The organism is Pseudarthrobacter sp. CCNWLW217 (genome assembly GCF_037203985.1).
In the GTDB taxonomy this organism is placed as follows: Bacteria; Actinomycetota; Actinomycetes; order Actinomycetales; family Micrococcaceae; genus Arthrobacter.
Map to the genome: position 1 here is coordinate 61,444 of NZ_JBBCBT010000019.1, position 20,017 is coordinate 81,460.

The following is a 20,017-nucleotide window of genomic DNA, read 5'->3' on the forward strand; positions in this document are numbered from 1 at the left end:
TCCGCTCCTTCGGGGGCACTCCAATTTTATCGTTGGTCACGTAACGAAAATGGCGTTCTGGGGGTGAGAAGCGACACCACGCACCGCCCCGTGCAGGCGGTGCGCAGTGCCGCGATTCAGTGATTGCAGGTCAGTCGGCGTCGTAGGTGTTGGCGATGTAGACATCGCACGTGGCGTTGTGGGCCACGCTGTTGGCCACGCTGCCCAGAACCCGGCCAATGCCGCGCATCCGCCTGTTGCCCACCACGATCATCCGGGCACTGAGACGTTCGGCTTCCTTGATGAGTGCCTCCGCAGGCTTGCCGCGGGCGGCGGAATATGTCACCTTGACCTCGCCGGTGAGGGAATCCGCCACCGTCTTGGCCACGTGCTCCGCTCCATCAGCATCAGAGACGATCCACTGATCGCTGCCGCTGCCGAATACCTCGGTGCGGTCACTGTCGAACGCTGAGACGACATGGAGTGACGCGCCCACGGCGGCCGCCAGGTCCCTCGCGGCCTCGGCGGCCTTCTTGGCCGTTCCGCTGCCGTCTACCCCAACAACAATAATTCCGCTCATCTTTGCTCCTTCGCTTTGGTAAGTGGCCTGATCCAGTGTGGCAAGGCTACAGCCCGGTGATGGCTTCCCGCAGTACAGGGGCCAAACGCCGGACACCTTCGGTGATGGCCTCGGGAGGCACGGCGCTAAACGCCAGCCGCAGCTTGTTGGACGGTTCGTCTGACGGCGAGAAGGCAGCGCCGGGGATAAAAACCACACCGGCATCGATGGCCTTCTTCAAGAGGGGATAGGTGTCCACCCCTTCAGGTAGGGTCACCCAGACGAAGAAGCCGCCCTCAGGGCTGGTCCAGCTTGCGCCGACGGGCATGTACTCCTCAAGCGCGGCCAGCATCGCGTGGCACCGCTCAGCGTAGAGTCCGCGGTAGATCTCGATCTGGCCCTTCCAGTCGTAGTCGCGGAGGTAGGCGGACACCAGCATCTGGTTGAGCGTCGGCGGGCACAGGGTGACGGCTTCCGACGCGAGGTAGTAGCGGCGCTGCAAGTGCTCCGGAACAAGGGCCCACCCAATGCGAAGGCCCGGCGCGAAGATTTTGGAGAAGGAGCCCATGTAGATGACGTCGGCCGAGTTAGCCGCGCGCAGGGGGGCCAGGGGTTCCCCATCGAACCGCAGGAGGCCGTATGGATTGTCTTCCAACACCAGAATATTCGCGTTACGGCATATATCGACGATCTGTTGCCTGCGGTCCTGCGCGAGCGTGATACCGGAGGGGTTGTTGAAGTTCGGGATGGTGTAGAGGAACTTGACGTTCTTCCCCGCGGTCTGGAGTGCTGCAATCTTGGCCTCCAGCAGTTCGGGGACCAGCCCGTCGTCGTCCATCTCAACGGTTTCCACCTGGACCTGGTAGGCCTCGAAGGTGTTCAGTGCGCCGACGTACGTGGGATTCTCCACCAGCACCACGTCGCCTGGATTGCAGAACACCTTGGTGGCCACGTCCTGGGCAGACTGCGAGCCCGCCGTGATCACCACGTTCTCGGGCACGGCATCGAGAATGCCTTCGGCCGCCATCACCTCACAAATCTGCGCACGCAGCTCTTCCGTTCCTTGGCCGCCGCCATATTGCAGGGCGGTCAGGCCGTCGTCGGCGATGATGGTGGCAGCTGTCTGGGCCAGCCGCTCCAGTGGGAGGGACTGCAGGTAGGGACTTCCTCCGGCGAGCGAGACCAGTCCGGGCCGCATGGAGATGTCAAAAACGTCGCGTACGGCGGATTGCCTGATATTGGCGGCGCGCTCCGAGAACAGGTCCTCGTGGCGGTGTGCGGACGTGGCCGCGCGTTCGATAGCGTCAATGGCTTCTGCTGGCAGCAGCCCTGCTGCGGCATCAAGTGTTTCGTGGCTCACACCCTCAGGATACAACCGACAGTTGCTGATAAGGCAACACTTGTTTATCTGTGAAGCACGTCGGCGTGCCGGCAGCTTTACGGGAAGGGGCGGACGGGCTGGAATAGACCCATGATGACGCCCCCGCAGTCCACGCAGCTAGCCGCAGCATTCAGCTCCCTCCACCGTTCCGGGGCGCCGCTGCTCCTGGTCAATGTCTGGGACGCGGCCTCCGCCCGGCTCGTGGAAGAAGCCGGTGCCACGGCGATTGCCACCTCCAGCTCCGCCATTTCCTGGAGCATGGGTTTCCCGGACGGCAACAGACTTCCGGCCGGGTTGGCCATGTCCGCACTGGCGAGGATCGTTGCGGCCACTTCGCTTCCAGTCACGGCTGACATTGAAACGGGCTATGCCGGCAGTGGCGACGGCTTCGACGATAAGAAGCTGCGCAACACCGTCCTGGCAGTGCTGGAGGCAGGGGCCGTAGGCATCAACTTCGAGGACTCCGGAGACGGCCCCCTCACGGGCACCAGCGAGCAGTGCCGCCGCCTGGACCTGGTCCGGGAGACCGCGTCCGCCGCCGGCGTCGACCTCTTCATCAATGCCCGCACTGACACATACCTGTCCGGGGATTATCCGGAGCTGGCCTTCGAAGAGACCTTGACGAGGGCCGAAGCCTATCTTGCGGCCGGCGCAAGCGGGATTTTTGTGCCGGGGGTAACCGACCTGCACGTGCTCCATGAGCTGTCCCGCCGGATCGACGCGCCGCTGAACGCACTAGCAGGCGTCGGTGCGCCGTCCGTGGGTGAACTGCACGACGCCGGTGTGCAGCGGATCAGCATCGGCGGCAATACCGCCAAGGCTGCGTATGCAACGGTCTCCCGGGTGGCCGAGGAGGTGCTGGGCGACGGCAACTGGTCCGAGCTTGCCGGGGCACGCAGCCACGCCGCCATGGACGCCCTGTTCGGGGGATAAGCGGGGCTCTACTTAACGCTCAGGGCCTCGGCGAGTCCTGCGCCATTGACGTAGATCTCGGCCCGGATGGCGCCCACCGCCGATACCGCGGTCTGGGTCAGCTGGGCCTCAATCCGCGGAATGTCGCATACTCCGCCCGGACGTATGGTGCCTGCCAGGTAAACCGTGACGGTGGTGCCGTCAAAGGTTCCGGACAGGAAGTCCAGGGTAGAGCCGGAGAGCGAGTTATAGACATCGGCTATCGGCGGCTCGGATCCGTCCAGCAGGGCGGTGATGGCCGCCGGCAGGGGTTCGGTGGACTCCGTCTGGGTGCGCTTGACGCCCACCAGGCTGTCGTTGCATCCGAAGCGCACACCGCTGCTTCCGCCGTCGTCCAGGAGGACGTAGTACGCCGTGACGGACTGGGCTCCGGCCGCGTTGCCGATAGGCGGCTCGTCGGGACTGCGGGTCTGGGCGGGCTGCGGTTCCGCAGCAGGTGCCGTTCCCGCTACCCCGGTCTGGGCCTGCCCCGGGTTACCGGCGCTGCCGGCTCCTGTGCCGGAGCCGGGAGCTGCGGCTGCTGGTGGTTCGCCCGTCTGGATCGCAGTCCCATCCGCCGGCGCGCTGTCGGGTGTGTCCCCGGAAGGTACCGGACTCGCCGCCGGGCTGTCAGCCCCCAAGGACCCGGCGGGTGGTGCGGCCTGGGGCTGGGGAATGGGGGTCAGGGGTTCCGCAGGCGGGAGAGCCTGTTCGCTGGCAGCCGTGCCGGCGGGTATTTCGGCCACGGCAGCGCAGGACCCCAGCCAATGCGGAAGCACCAGGGCCACTGCTACTGCCGCCGCCCGTTTCGTGGCACTACGCCTGCTCGCCATCCCCGCACCGCAATTCCGTCCGGTACATTTCCGTGCATTTAACGTTACGGCCGCCACGCAGGCCAGGGAATGCCGCTCCGGTACCGGTTGGGACAAGAGTTGGTCACGCCGGAGGCCCCTTTGGCCCGGCGACTCACGGAGCCATAACGAATGCCCCGGATACCTTGCGGTAGCCGGGGCATTCGGTATCTGTGAGGCTTAGGCGGCGGGGCGTGCAGCGGCGAGGGCATCAAAAACGCCCTTGATCTGCTCGACAACCTCGGCGTCATCCTTCGGGTGCAGTTCTGCGAAGCGGACCATGGAACCGGGGACTGCCAGCTTGACGTCCTCAAGCACCTGTGCGCCGGCGATGCCGACAGCCTTGCGTGCCTCATCCTGGGCCCATACCCCGCCGAACTGGCCAAAGGCGGTACCGACGACGGCGGTGGGCTTGCCTGCCAGGGCGCCGGCACCGAACGGGCGGGACAGCCAGTCGATGGCATTCTTGAGCGACGCCGGCACGGTTCCGTTGTGCTCGGGCGTGACCAGCAGGAGGGTGTCGGCTTCGTTGGCGGCGGCGCGCAGGGCTGCAGCTGCGGCGGGAACCTGGCCTTCGACGTCGATGTCCTCGTTGTAGAACGGAATGTTGCCGAGGCTGTCGTGGATGACCACGTCAACCTGCTCGGGCGCGTTCAGCCGGATGGCCTCGGCGAGCTTCTGGTTGGTGGATTCGGCGCGGAGGCTGCCGACGAGGGTAAGGACGGTGCTCTTTGACATGGGGACTCCTGGGTCGGGGCTGCGGCGGGTCCGCAGGCTGGCTGGAAAACTCAGGCTCTTGGGGCCTTCACGATCTAAACGGACTACGGTCCGGATAATATTCCCGGGGTCTAGAATGTGGGATGTGAGCTTCATCCCATTGCGTCCCGGATCGTTGTCCGGACCGGTCACCGAGCGCAGCGACGCTGCCCGGAACCGTGAGCGCCTGCTGGGAGCCGCCCGCGAACTCATCGACGAATGCGGTGCGGACGGACTCACCATGGACAGGCTGGCCGAGCGCGCCGGCGTGGGCAAGGGAACCGTGTTCCGCCGGTTCGGCAGCAGGGCCGGCCTGATGATGACACTTCTCAGTGACGCCGAAGCTGAATTCCAGGCCCGCTTTATGTTCGGGCCGCCGCCCCTCGGTCCCGGCGCCCCCGGCCTGGAGCGGCTCATAGCCTTCGGTTCGGCCCGCATCGCCTATGTGCTGGAATACGGGGAGCTTGCCCGCGCTGCCGATGAATCAGCCTACAACCGCTTCGACGTCCCTGCCGCCGTCCTCTGGCACAGGCACATCGAACTGCTCCTCCGCGAGGAGGGCATGGACGCGGACCCCCGCCTGATGGCCATGGCCCTCAGTGCCACGCTGGACCCGGAGCGGCTGTTGCACGCGGTCCGGGTGCACGGCATTGAGCCCGAGCGGCTCGCCGAGTCCTGGCGTGAGCTCGTTACCCGTGTAGTGCGTGGGGCGTAACCTGCCCGGCCCGATTGATGCGTCTGTCAAATCAGTTCCACTGGATTATTCATAACGATTCGATACGGCGTGGGGCATTCCCGTCCGTTTGGTCGCTTTTTGACAGGATCTGTGTGGTAATTTCCTGTGGAATGTGACCCGCAACATAGTCCACCAGGACCAAGCCGGCAACGGCTGCGGGAAGCCAGCTACCCGCTGGTGAGGAACCCGGAAGTGGCGGCGCATCCCCTGCCTGGCCGGGGACGACGGAAGGATCAAGCTCGTGATAGCAGTTACGGCCAACGCCCCGGAGCCAGCGCGCCGGAGTTCCTTGACACAACAGGTCGAGCAACCGGTAGCGGCGATACAGAAGTAGCTGGCACATGCTCCGGTACCTCGCCAAGCGCGGAATCACCTATGTTTTTATGATCTTCCTGACCACTTCGGCCGGGTATTTCCTTGCGGTCAGCTCCCTCAAACCCGCGCTGTTGGAGCAGGAAAGAATCCCGCGTCCCACTCCAGAGCAGGTCGCCAACTCCATGCGCCTCAAGGGACTGGACCCGGACCTTAGCCCCTGGGAGCGTTACGTAGAGTGGCTGACGGGTATCGTGACCCGCTGGGACTGGGGCCGCAGTCCCAACGGCGCGTACATCAACGCCGAGTTCGGCGATCGCGTGTGGATCTCCACACGGCTCTTCCTCGCCTCCATCGTCCTGACGCTCGTGATCGGCGTCGCCCTCGGTGTGTACTCGGCGGCCCGCCAATACAAGTTCCAAGATCGCGTCATCACCTCGTACAGCTACCTTGCCTACATCGTGCCGGCGCCCATTGCCTACTTCCTCGTGCAGCTCGGTGCGATCAACATTAACGAAACCGTCGGCGAGCGGATCTTCTTCGTCACCGGCATCTCGACGCCAGGCATGGAACAGGGCTGGGCGCAGTTCGTGGACATGGTGGCCCACTACGCGGTGCCCACCGTCGCCATCACGCTCGTGGGGTGGGGCTCTTACCAGATCGCCCAGCGGCAATACCTGCTGGATAACGTCAACGCCGACTTCGTCCGCACGGCCCGCGCCAAGGGCCTGACCCGCAACCAGGCCATCTCACGGCACGCCCTCCGGGTCTCCTTCATCCCGGTTGCGCAGAGCATTGCCTTCACAATTCCGGCCATCTTCGCGGGCGGCTTCTTCGCCGAGAAAATCTTCGCTTGGCCGGGGGTTGGCTCCTGGAGCATCGACGCCATCTCCCTCCAGGACGTAAACGCCGCCACGGCAACGCTTGCTTATGGCTCAGTCATTTTCGCCCTCGGCGCCATCCTGGCGGACTTCGCCACCACGCTTGTTGACCCGAGAGTGAGGGTGCAGTAGCCGTGACCAACCTCAATGCCGTCGACCCGGCAGCAGTAGCACAGGACGCTCACCTGGAAAGCGCCGACGCGGTCATCGGCAAATCCACCATTATCTTCCGGCGCTTCATGCGGAACCGGACCGCCGTGGCGGGCCTCATCATTTTCCTTGGCCTCACGCTCTTCTCCTTCGTCGGCGGGTACTTCACACCCTGGGACAAGGAGACCATCGACCCCTTCAACATTGGCATGCCACCCTCCGGGGACCACTTCCTGGGCACTTCCCAGGCCGGAATCGACCTCTACGCCATGACTGTGGAGGGCACCCGGATCTCCATCATGATTGGCTTGATTGTTGGGCTGGTGTCCGTCCTGGTCGCCGCCGTCTACGGCTGCACCATGGCCTACTTCGGCGGAAAAGTTGACAAGGTGATGCTCTTTGTCCTTGAGGCGCTCATCATGATGCCTGCCCTGCTGGTGGTGGCTGTGGCCACGAGCGGCGGAGGGGACGGGTTGAAAAAGAACCTGCCCAGCTGGCTCCTCCTGATCATCGTGCTCCTGGTCTTCAGCTGGATGGGCACCGCCCGGCTTATCCGGTCCCTGTCCATGTCGCTGATGCAGCGGGACTTCGTCAAGGCCGCCCAATACATGGGCGTCCCGCCCCGCAGGATCGTGTGGCGCCACCTGGTTCCCAACATCGGATCCTTGCTGGTCCTGGACATCACCCGCGGTGTCACAGGTGCCATCCTGGCCGAAGTTGCGTTTTCCTTCATCGGCATCGGCATCAAGGTCCCCGATGTAAGCCTGGGAGTATTGATCGGTGGCGCCACGTCCCAAGTCCAGACCTTCCCCTGGATGTTCTGGGTCCCGCTGACGGTGATGTTCCTGCTGACAGGCTCCCTTGCCATGATGAACGACGGCCTGCGGGACGCCTTCGACCCCAGCTCCAGTTCCGTCGGCAAGGCCACGAAGAACAGGACCCCCAAGGACAGCGCGAAGAACAGCGTCAAGGAGCCGGCGAAATGAGCAGCGAAACGTACCTCGAACCGGCCGATCCCACACAATCCGCCGCCGAACGCCTCCAAGTCGCCGGCCTGTATTCGCCGTCGGACGCTGTCCTGTCGGTTCGGGACCTGAACGTTCGGTTCAACTCCGAGAACGGGGTGGTGCACGCGGTCCGGGGCGTCGACTTCGACCTGATGCCGGGCAAGACCCTGGGGATCGTGGGCGAATCCGGTTCCGGTAAATCCGTCACGTCGCTGGCCATCATGGGCCTCCTGCCTCCCACGGCTCAAATCGCTGGGTCCGTGCGGCTGATGGGCAAGGAACTGCTGGGCCTCAGCGACAAGGCGATGTGCGCCTACCGCGGCAATGACATCGCCATGGTGTTCCAGGATCCGCTCTCCTCCCTGACTCCGGTCTTTACGGTGGGCACCCAGATCATCGAGGCCCTCACCATCCACAACCCGACGATGAGCAAACAGGCCAAAGAAGCCCGCGCCGTCGAACTTTTGGCCATGGTGGGGATCCCGAGCCCCAAGGACAGGCTCAAAGCCTTCCCGCACGAGTTCTCCGGCGGCATGCGCCAGCGCGTGATGATCGCCATCGCGATCGCCAACAACCCCCGGGTGCTGATCGCGGATGAGCCGACGACGGCGCTGGACGTCACCATCCAGGCCCAGGTGCTGGAGGTGCTTCATACGGCGCAGGAGGAGACGGGTGCCGCCGTCGTGATGATCACCCACGATCTGGGTGTGGTGGCGGGCATCGCCGACGACATCATGGTGATGTATGCCGGCCGGCCCGTCGAGACCGGGCACGTGGATGACATCTACTACGACCCGAGGATGCCTTACACCATGGGCCTCCTCGGGGCCGTGCCGCGCGTGGACGTGGCCGAGAAGACGTCGCTGGTCCCCATCGAGGGCATCCCGCCCAACCTCATCCACACGCCCACCGGCTGCTCGTTCGCCCCGCGGTGTCCGCTGGTCACAGATGCCTGCAGGGCCGGGGAACCGGAACTACTCCCTGCTGCGGGCCACGCCGGACACAAAGCTGCCTGCATCAAGTCCGATGCCTTGGGTGGGGACACCGACGTCCTGGAAATCTTCTCGGCACCACCGGTGCCCGTGTCCCGCTTCGATGCCATTCCCCGTGCGGAACGGGCAACGGTGCTGGAACTCAAGGACGTGCGCAAGCACTTCCCGCTCACCAAGGGTGCCCTGCTGAAGCGGCGCATCGGCACCGTCAAGGCCGTGGATGGCCTGAGCTTTGATATCCGCGAGGGCGAGTGTTTCTCCATCGTCGGGGAGTCCGGCTCCGGAAAAACCACCACGCTCCTGGAAATCATGGAGTTCCACAAGGACCAGGATGGCGAGGTGGTGATCGGCGGCCTCAGCAATAAGGAAGCCACCACCGGCAAGGCCAAGAGCGCCATGCGCCGCGAGCTGCAGATGGTGTTCCAGGATCCAACCGGGGCCCTGGATCCGCGGTTCACGGTCTATGAGGTCCTGGCCGAACCGCTGCAGAACGCGGGCCTGGACAAGCGGGCCATCAAGAAGCGGATCATGGAACTGATGAAGCTGGTGGGGCTGCAGCCCGACCACGTCAACCGGTTCCCCAACCAGTTTTCCGGCGGCCAGCGGCAGCGTGTGGGCATCGCCCGCGCCCTGGCCGTGAACCCGAAACTAGTGGTCCTTGACGAGCCCGTATCCGCTCTGGACGTGTCCGTCCAGGCCGGCGTCATCAACCTGCTGGACCAGCTGCGCGCCGAGTTGGGCCTCAGCTACCTGATGGTTGCCCACGACCTCTCCGTGGTCCGGCACATCTCCAACCGGGTGGCCGTGATGTACCTGGGCAAGATCGTGGAGATCGGCGAGGTGGACCGCGTCTTTGACAACCCCCGCCATCCGTACACGCGGGCGCTGCTGTCCGCCATTCCGGTCCCGGATCCCCAGCTGGAGCGCACCCGGGAGCGCATCATCCTCCAGGGCGACCTCCCCTCGCCCCTCGATGCGCCCAAGGGCTGCAACTTCGCAACCCGTTGTCCCGTCTTCGCGGCGCTTCCTGCGGCGAAGCAGGAGAAATGCCTCACGCTCGAACCGCCGCTTGAAGCTGTTCCGGCTTCGGCCGCGGCACAGGCGCTGGAGGCTGGCTGGCTGCCTCCGGCGGACCAGCAGTTCGCCTGCTTCTTCCCGGACGGTGAGCTGGACGAGGACATGCTGGTGGTCCACGGAACGGCGGAACCCCATGCACCCTAGATTTTTTCGACCCATCACAAGCACCACCACTCGCACCAATGAAGGGAACACCATGAAGAATCTGACCAGGATTGGGGGAGCGGCGGCTGTAGCTGCCGCTCTGGCGCTCACGGCCTGCGGGGGCGGTGGCACACCCACGGGACCGGAAACGGCAAAGGGGCAGGAGGCTGGCAGCGACCTCTCCAAGCTCATCAGCATCAACGAGAAGCCTGCCGCGGATCTTGAGCCCGGCGGTAAGGTGACCTTGCCGCTGGGGAGCATCGGGCCGGACTTCAACGGGTTCTCCAACAACGGCAACAGCTCTGACAATTCCGCCCTGCAGATCCCCATCAACCCGGTGGCCGTGAACAGCGGCGGCATCGGCGGCTGCTGGAAACTGAACTTTGTGGGCAAGGCAACCCCGAACAAGGACTTCTGCGAGTCGGTGGAGAGCGAAGTCGTTGATGGCAAGCAGACTGTCACCATCAAGGTCAACGACAAGGCCACGTACAACGACGGCACGCCGATCGACATCAAGGCCTTCAAGAACACCTGGAACATCCTCAAGAGCCCGGATGCCGGTTACGACATCGTCAGCTCCGGGGCCTACGAATTCATTGAATCCGTCGAAGCCGGCAGCAGCGACAAGGAGATCATCGTCAAGACCAGCCGGCCGGTCTATCCGCTGGACTCGCTGTTCTTCGGCCTGATCCACCCGGCCGTCAACACCCCTGAAATCTTCAACGAAGGCTTCGTGGGCGAAATGCACCCGGAATGGATGGCTGGCCCCTTCAAGCTGGACCAGTACGACGCCGCGGCCAAGACCGTGACTCTCGTTCCGAACGAGAAATGGTGGGGCAACAAGCCGGTCCTGGACAGCGTGGTCTTCCGCCAGCTTGAAACCAGCGCGCAGATCGCCGCCTTCAAGAACGGTGAAATCGACGCCATGTCGGCCAACACGATCGCCCTGTACAAGCAGCTGGAGGGCACCAATAATTCCGAGGTCCGCCGCGGCCAGCGCCTCTTCGCCGGCGGCATGAACATCAACGCCCAGAAGATCACCGACGTCGCCGTCCGCGAAGCCATCTTCGCCGCCGTCGACCGCGAAGCGCTCCGCAAGGTCCGCTTCAACGGCCTGAACTGGGAAGAGCCCAGCTCCGGCTCCATGATGCTCCTGCCGTTCTCCGAGTACTACCAGGACAACTACCCTGTGAAGGAAACCGGCCCGGACGCTGCCAAGAAGGTCCTGACCGACGCCGGCTACGCCCCGAACGCTGCCGGAATCATGGAGAAGGAGGGCAAGCCGGCTGCCTTCAAGATCAGCAACTTCGGTGACGATCCCACCACCCTGGCCTTCACGCAGACCCTGCAGAAGCAGCTCCAGGCCGGCGGCATGGATGTTGGCATCGACCAGCGCGCCTCGGCCGACTTCGGCAAGGTCATTGGTGGCCGAGACTTCGATATGAGCGTCTCCGGCTACACGGTTGGCCCGGACGCCACGGACGCGGTCAAGCAGTACTACGACTCCAAGGTCAACGAGAACGGCCTGGGCGACGCTGAACTGGACAAGAAGATCGCCGACCTCGCCTCCATCGAAGACAACGCCGAGCGCAACAAGGCGGCAATGGAAGTTGAGAAGGAGCACATGGCGAAGTACTTCTCCATGGGTGTCGTGATGAACGGCCCGCAGATCTCCTTCGTCCGTAAGGGCTTGGCCAACTACGGCCCGTCCCTGTTCCAGAGCCTGTCGCAGGTCCCGGACTGGACCACGCTGGGCTGGGAAAAGAAGTAACATCCCCTCCAACGCTCTCTCACTTCCGGTCGGTCGCCCGGCTGGAAGTGAGGGAGCGCTTGGGTTTAACACACGGGAAGTGAGAGAGCGTGCGGGTAGCGTAGCCCTATGACCGGAACTGTTGATGAACGCACCATCCGCACCGCCGTCGTCGGCTTTGGACTGTCAGGGAGCGTCTTCCACGCGCCGCTGATCGCGGCGGACCGCCGCTACTCGCTGGACATCGTTGCAACATCCGACGCCGGGCGGCAGGCTGCCGCAGTCGAGCGGTATCCAGGCGTCAAAACAGTGCCCGACGGCGACGCTGTGCTTGCGCTGGCCGGGAACCTTGACCTGGTGGTGCTGGGGACGCCTCCCGCCACGCACTTTCCGCTGGCGAAGGCCGCCCTGGAAGCCGGACTCGATGTGGTGGTGGACAAGCCTTTCGCTGTCCGATCGTCCGAAGGGCAGGAACTGATCGCCTTGGCGGAGCGGCTGGGACGGGTTCTCACGGTCTTCCAGAACCGGCGCTGGGACGGGGATTTCCTCACAGTCCGCGAGTTGCTGGCCGGCGAAGCGCTGGGAAGTGTGACCCGTTTCGAGTCCAGCTTTGAACGCTGGTCCCCGGACATCTCAAAAGCGTGGAAGGCCAACGCCACGGCAGCCGATGGCGGCGGTGTGCTCTTTGACCTCGGCACGCATCTCATCGACCAGGCCCTCCTGCTGTTCGGCCCGGCCACGGTGGCCCACGCGGAGCTGCATGCGCGGCGGCCGCACGAGAAAGTGGACGATGACGTCTTCCTTGTCCTCAATCACGGATCCGGGGTGACCAGCCACCTGAGGATGAACATGCTTTGCGCGCAGCAGGGCCCACGGTTCCGCATCCTCGGATCCTCGGGAGCATTCACCAAGCACGGGGTCGATCCACAGGAACCGTATATCGTGGCCGGCGGCAGCCCGCTGGACGAGGAGTTCGGGCTGGAGGCGCCGGAATGGGCCGGCGTCCTGGGCCGCGACGGACACCTGGAAGCGCTGCCCACCGAACGCGGCGCCTACCCCGAGTTCTACAGGATCCTCGCGGACAAGATCCTCGACGGCGGCACAGCCTCAGCCCGCCCCCTCCCAGTAGACCCCACCGGCCCGGTAGAGGTCCTCAAACTAATAGAAAAAGCACGCGAACTGGCTTAAGGGCAATCGACTGCTCCGTAACTGCCGTTCTGGGGGTCCAAAAGGGCGGCTACGGAGCAGTCGATGAGGTTACGCGGAGACCAGTTCGTGCCAGTCCGCCACGAGGGGCAGGTTGTGGGCTTCTGACACGGAGTGGTGCGCCACGTGGCCGGCGGCGATGTTGAGGCCGGCGGCGAGGGCGGGGTCGCGGTCGAAGGCGGCCTTGACGCCCAGGTTGGCCAGTGCCACGGCGTACCGGAGGGTGACGTTGGTCAGTGCATACGTGGACGTGTTCGGGACGGCGCCGGGCATGTTGGCCACGCAGTAGAAGATCGTGTTGTGGACCTTGTACGTGGGTTCCTGGTGCGTGGTGGGGTGGGTGTCCTCGAAGCATCCGCCCTGGTCCACGGCGATGTCCACAAGTACGGAGCCGGGCTTCATCCGGGCGACGAGTTCGTTGCTGACCAGCTTGGGTGCCTTGGCACCGGGGATCAGGACGGATCCGATGACGAGGTCGGCGTCGACCACGGACTTTTCGATCTCGTACTTGTTGGACGCCACGGTCTTCAGGCGGCCCTGGTACTGGGCGTCAAGCTCGCGGAGCCGGTTGATGTTGATGTCCAGGATGGTGACGTCAGCGCCCAGGCCCAAGGCCATGGCTGCTGCGTTGGTTCCGGCAACGCCGGCGCCGAGCACAACCACCTTGGCGGGACGGACACCCGGGACACCGCCCAGGAGCACGCCTTTGCCGCCTGCCGGTGCCATCAGCGACGTTGCGCCCACCTGCACGGAGAGCCGGCCGGCGACCTCGGACATCGGGGCCAGCAGCGGCAGGGTCCGGCCTTCCTGGACGGTTTCGTAGGCGATGGCGGTGACGCCGGAGTTGATCAGCTCCCGGGTCAGTTCGGGCTCTGCGGCGAGGTGGAGGTACGTAAAGAGGATCAGGCCCTTGCGGAAGCGGTGGTATTCCGCGGCGATGGGTTCCTTGACCTTCATGACCATGTCGGCGCGGGCCCAGACGTCGTCGGCGGAGGCTACGATTTCGGCCCCGGCGATGGCGTATTCCTCATCGGTGATGCCGGAGCCAACGCCTGCACCGCGCTCCACCAGCACCGTGTGCCCGTGCGTACGGAATTCGTTGACGCCAGCCGCTGTGATGGCCACGCGGAATTCGTTGTTCTTGATCTCTTTGGGGACACCGATGATCATTGTGGGCTCCATTTTCAGGGCCCGAAGGCCCTTGCATTGCGGGGGAAGTTGTTGATTCCAGAATAAATCCGGTTGTGAGGCAGGTGACACGAATACGGCGAGACGGCACTGTGGCAGCCCCGCCACTCCGCGGATTTTTGAAAACACGGCTCGACATTTGTCCAGCGTGCAAGCGTCAGGTGTCGCCTCGTGTCCGTTCGCGGCAACACCCGTCCCGGCAGTACTGTTGGCCCATGCAGCAGCAGGATGTCGAACAGCTCGTGGAGCGCATCGCGCAGAAGCTCGGGCGGGGGCTTTCGTTGGAGGACCTGGACGGGCTGCTGCTCGCGTACAGCTCCAACCAGTCCCACGCCGACCGCGTCCGGGTCAACTTCCTGCTGAGCAAACGCGTCCCCGTGGACGTCAGCGCCTGGCAGCTTTCGCACGGTATTTCGACGGCGGTCCGCCCCGTTGTGATCCCCGCCAACCCAGAGCTGGGCATGCTGGGCCGGGTCTGCGTGCCGTTGATGGTGCGCGGTTTCCGGGTGGGCTACTTATGGGTCCAGCAGGACTCGGAGGATGAAAACCCGACGGCGATCCTCACCCAGCTGCCGGAAGTGAACCACGAAATCGAGATGCTCTCCGGCCTGTTGCTGGATTCGAACACGGCTGAATCCGAGTTCCGCCGCGGCCGCGAACGCGAATTCCTGGCTGCCTGTTCCGGTGAGGCGAACGCTGTGGCGGCTGTTGCGGGATGGAAGGAGATTCAGGGCAAGGGGCCGTGGCAGATGGTCACGGTCCTTGACTCCGACGGCTGGGCCGGAGGGCCGGACCCCATCGCGTCCACCCTGATCCACCGGTCGGCGGCACTTCAGGCAACCATCGGGGTGGACGTGGCCCTGTTCAGCGCGGGCACCGAAACGCATTCCGTGGTGCTGTTCAAGGAGTCCACGGGCCGCGCCAACCATGCCCAGGTACTGGTCCACTATCAGCTGGAACTGGCCAAGCGGTCCGGCCGCCCCGTGCACCGCATCATCCTTGGAATCAGCGAGGGATTCGCCCGGCCGAGGGATTTCGCAGAGGCGTACCGGCAATCCAAGCTGGCCGCGCAGGCAGCAGCGGTGGATCCGCAGCTGGGTGAGCTGGTGGACTGCCGGGCCACCGGGGTCTACCAGCTGCTGGCATCGGCCGGCGGCGGGGCGGGCGCCTGGACGGATTCCGGGTCGGTCTACTTTCGAATGCTGGAGGACCACGACCGAAACGGTGAACTGATCCCTGTCCTGGAGCTGCTGTACGACAACGACGGAGCAGTGCAGGACGTGGCCGATAAACTCCATTTGCACCGCAGCAGCATCTACAACCGGCTGGGCCGTATCCGCGCCCTGCTCGGGGTGGACCCGCTCAAGGGCCTGCCCAGGCTGGAATTGCATGCTGCCCTGAAGATGCGCCGGTGGGCGGCCCGGCCCAGGATTTAGGCGGCGTTACCTTCGTGTTTGGAGGGTTCGTCAGGTGCCATCGATTGGTCCTGGACGGCGCGCTGCGGAATGTCCTGGCGGGTGGCAGGAGCAGCTTCACGGCCGGACTCCAGGGACGTTGCCTGGTCCAGGGAAGCTGCCTGCTGCAGGGTCAGGGTTTCTTGAATTCCCATTGCTGCGCGGCGGCGCTTGGAGATTGCGCTGTCAGCCCACATGGCCACGGCGACGAAAACTACGCAACTGGACATCACCACCGCAGTGTTGTTCAGCCTCATGGCGGATCCCAGCATGGCAGCAACCAGCATGGCGGCAATGCCCGCCACCACGTGCAACCCTCTGAAATTCGCCACAAATCAAGCCTAACCCCGGCAGTCAGCCTCTTTTAAGGGCTCGCCAAGATCGTTGCTTGATCCTTATCACTCCGTCATTCTGGGGCGCGCGGGCCGTCATTTTCGGTGGCCTGCCGCTTCGCCTGGTCCGTCTTCTTCTGTTCTTCCAGCCAGGCTACGATGGCCGCCCGCCGGATCCTGCGGTGCGTGCCCCGGTATTCCACAGGTATTTCGCCGCGATCGGTCATATTGCGCAAATACGTGTGGGAGATGCCGGCCAGTTCCGCCGCCTGGGAGGTGGTAAGCATTTCCTCCACGCTGCTGACGGCCACTGCCTCACCCCGGCTAAAGCGGCTGAGAAGGTCAACGACGGCGTCCCGCGCCTGGGGCGGAAGTCGGTGGACCGTGCCGTCCACAAAGACTGTGATGTCGTGGCTTCCCGCCAGTGCCCGTTGCAGATTCTCAGCGTCCTCGACCGGGAGGCCGGCGGTCATCCGGGGAGCTATCAATGCCATGGGCAACAGCCTAACCCGCTGCTGCGGACCCGGTGGCGGTATGCTCGCCTGATGAAACTAGGTGATGGCCGGGAGGTCACGTCGGGCGGCCTCACCGGACGGCTGTACGCTTCGGCAACGCGACACGCCAGCGGACCCGCCGCCGAAAATGGAAGCGGGAACAGGCCCACCTACGTGCTGCTGCACGGCATCGGTGTTTCCCACCGCTACTTTGCACGTCTACACCATGAGCTGGCCCTGGTGGCTGATGTCTACACCTTGGACCTCCCCGGCTTCGGCGCCGCGCCCAGGCCCGGCCGCCAGGTGCCCGTGGGGGAATATGCTGCGTTTGTCAGCAGTGTGCTGGCTGGCGCCGGGGTCCGGTCCTGCATGCTGGTAGGCCACTCCATGGGCACGCAATACGCGGTGGAGCTTGCCCTCCAGGACCCCGGACTGGTCGCTGGCCTGGTGCTGATGGGCCCGGTGGTGGACAGCACCAGGAAATCGGTGCCGCTCCAGGCGTTGGCCCTCACACGTGATGCGGTGTTCGGCGAATCCGTGTCCTCGAATGTCATTGTCTTTGGGGACTACTTCCGGACCGGCCTGCGCTGGTACCTCACACAGCTGCCTGTGATGATGGACTATCCGCTCGAATCCAGGATCCAGGGTGTCAGCCAGCCTGTGCTGGTGATGCGCGGAGCGAAAGACCCCGTGGCCCGGCGCGGGTGGTGCGAACGGCTCGCCGCCCAGGCGCCACAAGGCAGCCTGGCGGAGATACCCGGGGTGGGGCACGTCCTTCAGCACACGGCGCCGGGAGCCACGGCCGCCGCGATCAGCAGCTGGGTCCGGGCAGTCGACGGATTCGGTGTTACCGCCTGAGCACTACTCGGCGTCGAGATCCGTTTCCAGGAGCTTGACCAAGGAATCGAGTGCGGCATCCGCCCCGTCACCTTCGGCCCGGAGCACCACGACGTCGCCCTTGGCCGCACCGAGCGTCATCAGCGACAGGATGCTGGAAGCGTCCAGCGCCTCATCCGCCGGCTCACCCTGCATGGCGATGGTGACCTCCACTCCGACGTCGCCGGCGGCCTCGGCAAAGAGAGCGGCCGGACGGGCGTGCAGGCCTGAGCGGCTGGCAATGGTGGCGATGCGTTCGGGCATTTTTATTCCTCCTGGTAGTTGAAAGTTCGCGCGGGCACCGGCGCTAGAGCCCAAGTTCGTCGAGGACGGGCAGCTTTTCGCGGACCCAGGCCCGGGCTTCGGTGGCACTGGGTGCGGACAGCGCGAGCTTGGCGAGCTCCTGGGCCTCGGCGAGCGTCACGGTCTTCAGGACCGCTGCGACGGCGGCCAGGGAGCGCGCAGTCATGGACAGCGTGGCCACACCCAGGCCGGTAAGAACGACGGCGAGGGCGGGGTCGGCTGCGGCCTCACCGCAGACACCCACAGGTTTGTTATTGCCTTCGGCGCGGGAGCCTTCCACCGTCAGCCCCACCAGGCGGAGGACTGCGGGCTGCCAGGGCGTATTCAGGTTGGCGAGCGGGCCCAGCTGGCGGTCCGCGGCCATGGCGTACTGGGTGAGGTCGTTCGTGCCCAGGCTCGCGAAGCCCACCTCGCGCAGGATCGCTTCGGCAGTGAGGGCGGCGGAAGGAACTTCCACCATGACCCCGGGCGTCCGGATGCCGGCGTCGGCGCACATTGAAGCGAAGCGGGCCGCTTCTTCCGCCGTCGAAATCATTGGAGCCATGACCCACACGTCCGCTTCGGATTGCTTCTCAGCCAGGGCAATGGCTTCCAGCTGGCGGTCGAGGACACCGGGCGTAGTGAAGTCCGTGCGATAGCCGCGGACCCCCAGGGCCGGGTTGGGTTCCGTGGAGTCGGTCAGGAACGGAAGGGGCTTGTCAGCGCCGGCGTCGAGCGTACGAAGCACCACCTTCTTCCCCGGGAAGGCATCAAAGACGCTCTTGTAGGCTGCGGCCTGTTCCTCGACGGTGGGCTCGGAGTCGCGTTCCAGGAAGCAGAATTCGGTGCGGAACAGGCCCACGCCCTGGGCGCCGAGCTTGGCGGCCGCCTCGGCGTCCTTGCCGCCGCCCACGTTGGCGAGCAGCGGCACCAGGTGGCCATCCGCCGTCGTGCCCGTGCCGCTGAACTCAGCCAGCAGGGAAGCCGTGGCCGCCCACGCATCCGCCGCGGCACGCAGCGAGTCGTCAGGATCTACGGTGATGCTGCCTGCGGCGCCGTCAACATAGACTTCCGTGCCATCCGCGAGCTCGTCTACTCCCACAGCAGCCACCACCGCCGGCAGGCCAAGCGAACGGGCAATGATGGCGGTGTGGGACTGCGGTCCGCCGCCTGCCGTCACGAGGGCCAGGACCTTGTTCGGGTCAAGGGTCGCGGTGTCGGCCGGTGCCAGGTCCTCCGCCACGAGCACAAACGGCGTGCTGGAGCTGGGGATGCCGGGCGCAGGAACGCCGCGAAGTTCGGCAACGATCCGGGCGCGGACGTCCAGGACGTCCGTAGCGCGTTCGGCCATGTACCCGCCCAGGTTGTGCAGCATTTCCGAGACCGAGGAACCGGATTCCCAGATGGCGCGTTCGCTCGAGAGGCCGCGGGCAACAAGCTTGGCCGCGCCCTTGATCAGCATGGTGTCCTTGGCCATCAGTGCCGTGGCCTCCAGGACAGCCTTGCCGTCCCCGGTGGCGTGGGCGGCACGGGCCTTGAGTTCGTCGTGGACGGCCTGCGAGGCTGCCTTGAGTGCTGCGGTTGCATCCTCAGGCGTGACACCGGCGGCCAGCTGTTCGCCTGCAGGCGGTTCGCTGATCGGTTTGGGCATCTGCCGGACGGTGCCGATGATGCGGCCTGGGCTGACGCCAACTCCTGGGAAGTTCTGCACTGAAGGTCCTCATTCTCTGCCGGTAGCCAGGCCCGCCAAGGTTCCCGGCGCCATGCCGGGGCGCCGTGACTGCTACGTCAGGTGGCGCGAAACGTGCCTGAAAAAATTGTATGTGATTCAGTTCATATAGCAATGCTATAGGTGATAGGGTAGCGGTTATGAGTTTGGATGGCCAGCTTCCCCCCAAAATGCGGCTGCTGCGTGCGGCGGCCGAATTGCTGGCAAAATCCGCGGGGGCACCCGTCTCCACCCGCCAGATCACACAGCTGGCAGGGGTTACGGCACCTACTCTGTATCACCACTTCGGTGACAAGGAAGGTCTGTTTGACGCCGTCGTCGCCGCGGGATTTGAGGAATATGTCGCGGGGGAAAGGGATTTCGCCCCGTCCGGACACCCGCTGGAGGACATCCGGCGGATGTGGGACAACCACGTCCAGTTCGGGCTCAACCAGCCGGAACTGTACTTGGTGATGTTCGGCAATATCCGTCCTGAAAGCCGTCCCGCCATCGTTGCCGATGCCGAGGCCCTGATGGAGGAGATGCTGAACAAAGCAGCGGTGGCAGGCCAGCTGAACGTCCAGCCGCGGGAAGCAGCCAGATCCATCCTGGCCGCCAACGTAGGGGTGACCCTCATGCTGATTGCGGAGCCTGCCGCTGAACGGAACCTTGAATTGTCCACCATGACGCGGGACGCCATGATTTTTGCGGTGTCCGCGGACCAGTCTGCCGGTGGCAGCCCGGATGACTCCGGGAAGTCCTCGGTAGTGGTGGCAGCGATTGCCCTGAATGCCGCACTTCAGGCCTCGCACTCAGACCAGCTCTCCAGCTCGGAACTCAAACTCTTCCTAGAGTGGCTTCACCGGATCTCGACCAGCAGCTAGCCGGTCCCAAGCCGCACAACAGCACTTTTGCACAGGCAGTACCGTCGTCGAAATATCGGACCATCCT

19 protein-coding genes are annotated in these 20,017 nt (G+C 64.7%); 10 read left to right on the plus strand and 9 right to left on the minus strand.

Going from position 1 to position 20,017, the window contains the following annotated elements:
- Positions 1 to 130 precede the first annotated feature (130 nt).
- Complete coding sequence (locus tag V9L18_RS18840) at positions 131 to 559, minus strand: universal stress protein (RefSeq protein ID WP_337348683.1); 429 nt, start codon at positions 557 to 559, stop codon at positions 131 to 133.
- Positions 560 to 605: 46 nt separating this feature from the next.
- Positions 606 to 1,898: an aminotransferase-like domain-containing protein gene (locus V9L18_RS18845; RefSeq protein WP_337348684.1), complete on the minus strand. Its 1,293-nt coding sequence runs from the start codon at positions 1,896 to 1,898 to the stop codon at positions 606 to 608.
- A 111-nt stretch (positions 1,899 to 2,009) separates the two neighbouring features.
- Here V9L18_RS18845 and V9L18_RS18850 point away from each other — a divergent pair, with 111 nt between their 5' ends.
- On the plus strand, positions 2,010 to 2,852 hold the full coding sequence (locus V9L18_RS18850) for an isocitrate lyase/PEP mutase family protein (protein ID WP_337348685.1): 843 nt from the start codon (positions 2,010 to 2,012) through the stop codon (positions 2,850 to 2,852).
- 8 nt (positions 2,853 to 2,860) lie between these two features.
- Here the strand turns inward: V9L18_RS18850 and V9L18_RS18855 are convergent, their stop codons facing one another.
- Together V9L18_RS18855 and V9L18_RS18860 are read right to left on the minus strand one after the other, a co-directional pair.
- Complete coding sequence (locus V9L18_RS18855; RefSeq protein ID WP_337348686.1) at positions 2,861 to 3,703, minus strand: hypothetical protein; 843 nt, start codon at positions 3,701 to 3,703, stop codon at positions 2,861 to 2,863.
- A 198-nt stretch (positions 3,704 to 3,901) separates the two neighbouring features.
- Positions 3,902 to 4,459, minus strand: a complete 558-nt coding sequence (locus V9L18_RS18860) for an NAD(P)H-dependent oxidoreductase (RefSeq protein ID WP_337348687.1) — start codon at positions 4,457 to 4,459, stop codon at positions 3,902 to 3,904.
- A gap of 124 nt (positions 4,460 to 4,583) precedes the next feature.
- Here V9L18_RS18860 and V9L18_RS18865 point away from each other — a divergent pair, with 124 nt between their 5' ends.
- The 6 genes from V9L18_RS18865 to V9L18_RS18890 all read left to right on the plus strand — a co-directional run bounded on the left by V9L18_RS18865 (position 4,584) and on the right by V9L18_RS18890 (position 12,714).
- Positions 4,584 to 5,192, plus strand: coding sequence for a TetR/AcrR family transcriptional regulator (locus tag V9L18_RS18865; RefSeq protein WP_337348688.1), 609 nt, complete (start codon positions 4,584 to 4,586; stop codon positions 5,190 to 5,192).
- A 362-nt stretch (positions 5,193 to 5,554) separates the two neighbouring features.
- Positions 5,555 to 6,538: an ABC transporter permease gene (locus tag V9L18_RS18870; protein ID WP_337348689.1), complete on the plus strand. Its 984-nt coding sequence runs from the start codon at positions 5,555 to 5,557 to the stop codon at positions 6,536 to 6,538.
- A 2-nt stretch (positions 6,539 to 6,540) separates the two neighbouring features.
- Positions 6,541 to 7,542: an ABC transporter permease gene (locus tag V9L18_RS18875; RefSeq protein WP_337348690.1), complete on the plus strand. Its 1,002-nt coding sequence runs from the start codon at positions 6,541 to 6,543 to the stop codon at positions 7,540 to 7,542.
- Positions 7,539 to 9,776 (plus strand): ABC transporter ATP-binding protein, encoded by a 2,238-nt coding sequence (locus tag V9L18_RS18880; RefSeq protein ID WP_337348691.1) that lies wholly within the window; start codon positions 7,539 to 7,541, stop codon positions 9,774 to 9,776. Before V9L18_RS18875 ends, V9L18_RS18880 begins: the two co-directional genes overlap by 4 nt.
- Positions 9,777 to 9,828: 52 nt before the next feature.
- The gene (locus V9L18_RS18885) at positions 9,829 to 11,547 is read left to right on the plus strand and encodes an ABC transporter family substrate-binding protein (protein ID WP_337348692.1); all 1,719 of its coding nucleotides are present in this window, start codon (positions 9,829 to 9,831) and stop codon (positions 11,545 to 11,547) included.
- 108 nt (positions 11,548 to 11,655) lie between these two features.
- A complete protein-coding gene (locus tag V9L18_RS18890; protein WP_337348693.1) occupies positions 11,656 to 12,714 on the plus strand; it encodes a Gfo/Idh/MocA family protein in 1,059 nt (352 codons plus the stop codon).
- 69 nt (positions 12,715 to 12,783) lie between these two features.
- On the opposite strand, the gene ald is transcribed toward V9L18_RS18890, so the two are convergent.
- Positions 12,784 to 13,902 carry an alanine dehydrogenase gene (ald, locus tag V9L18_RS18895; protein ID WP_337348694.1) on the minus strand — a complete coding sequence of 373 codons (1,119 nt, stop codon included), beginning with the start codon at positions 13,900 to 13,902 and terminating at the stop codon, positions 12,784 to 12,786.
- Between the two features lie 233 nt (positions 13,903 to 14,135).
- On the opposite strand from ald, the gene V9L18_RS18900 reads away from it, so the two are divergent.
- Positions 14,136 to 15,356 (plus strand): PucR family transcriptional regulator, encoded by a 1,221-nt coding sequence (locus tag V9L18_RS18900; protein ID WP_376047515.1) that lies wholly within the window; start codon positions 14,136 to 14,138, stop codon positions 15,354 to 15,356.
- On the opposite strand, the gene V9L18_RS18905 is transcribed toward V9L18_RS18900, so the two are convergent.
- Both V9L18_RS18905 and V9L18_RS18910 read right to left on the minus strand, forming a co-directional pair.
- Positions 15,353 to 15,706, minus strand: a complete 354-nt coding sequence (locus V9L18_RS18905; RefSeq protein ID WP_337348695.1) for a hypothetical protein — start codon at positions 15,704 to 15,706, stop codon at positions 15,353 to 15,355. The two genes, V9L18_RS18900 and V9L18_RS18905, sit on opposite strands and share 4 nt — an antisense overlap.
- 74 nt (positions 15,707 to 15,780) lie before the next feature.
- Positions 15,781 to 16,200 (minus strand): helix-turn-helix domain-containing protein, encoded by a 420-nt coding sequence (locus tag V9L18_RS18910; protein ID WP_337348696.1) that lies wholly within the window; start codon positions 16,198 to 16,200, stop codon positions 15,781 to 15,783.
- 51 nt (positions 16,201 to 16,251) lie between these two features.
- Here V9L18_RS18910 and V9L18_RS18915 point away from each other — a divergent pair, with 51 nt between their 5' ends.
- A complete protein-coding gene (locus tag V9L18_RS18915) occupies positions 16,252 to 17,058 on the plus strand; it encodes an alpha/beta fold hydrolase (protein WP_337348697.1) in 807 nt (268 codons plus the stop codon).
- A 3-nt stretch (positions 17,059 to 17,061) separates the two neighbouring features.
- Here the strand turns inward: V9L18_RS18915 and V9L18_RS18920 are convergent, their stop codons facing one another.
- The gene (locus tag V9L18_RS18920; RefSeq protein WP_131135386.1) at positions 17,062 to 17,340 is read right to left on the minus strand and encodes an HPr family phosphocarrier protein; all 279 of its coding nucleotides are present in this window, start codon (positions 17,338 to 17,340) and stop codon (positions 17,062 to 17,064) included.
- A gap of 43 nt (positions 17,341 to 17,383) precedes the next feature.
- Positions 17,384 to 19,069, minus strand: a complete 1,686-nt coding sequence (gene ptsP / locus V9L18_RS18925) for a phosphoenolpyruvate--protein phosphotransferase (RefSeq protein ID WP_337348698.1) — start codon at positions 19,067 to 19,069, stop codon at positions 17,384 to 17,386.
- A gap of 158 nt (positions 19,070 to 19,227) precedes the next feature.
- Here ptsP and V9L18_RS18930 point away from each other — a divergent pair, with 158 nt between their 5' ends.
- Positions 19,228 to 19,950, plus strand: a complete 723-nt coding sequence (locus tag V9L18_RS18930; protein ID WP_337348699.1) for a TetR/AcrR family transcriptional regulator — start codon at positions 19,228 to 19,230, stop codon at positions 19,948 to 19,950.
- Positions 19,951 to 20,017: the final 67 nt, after the last annotated feature.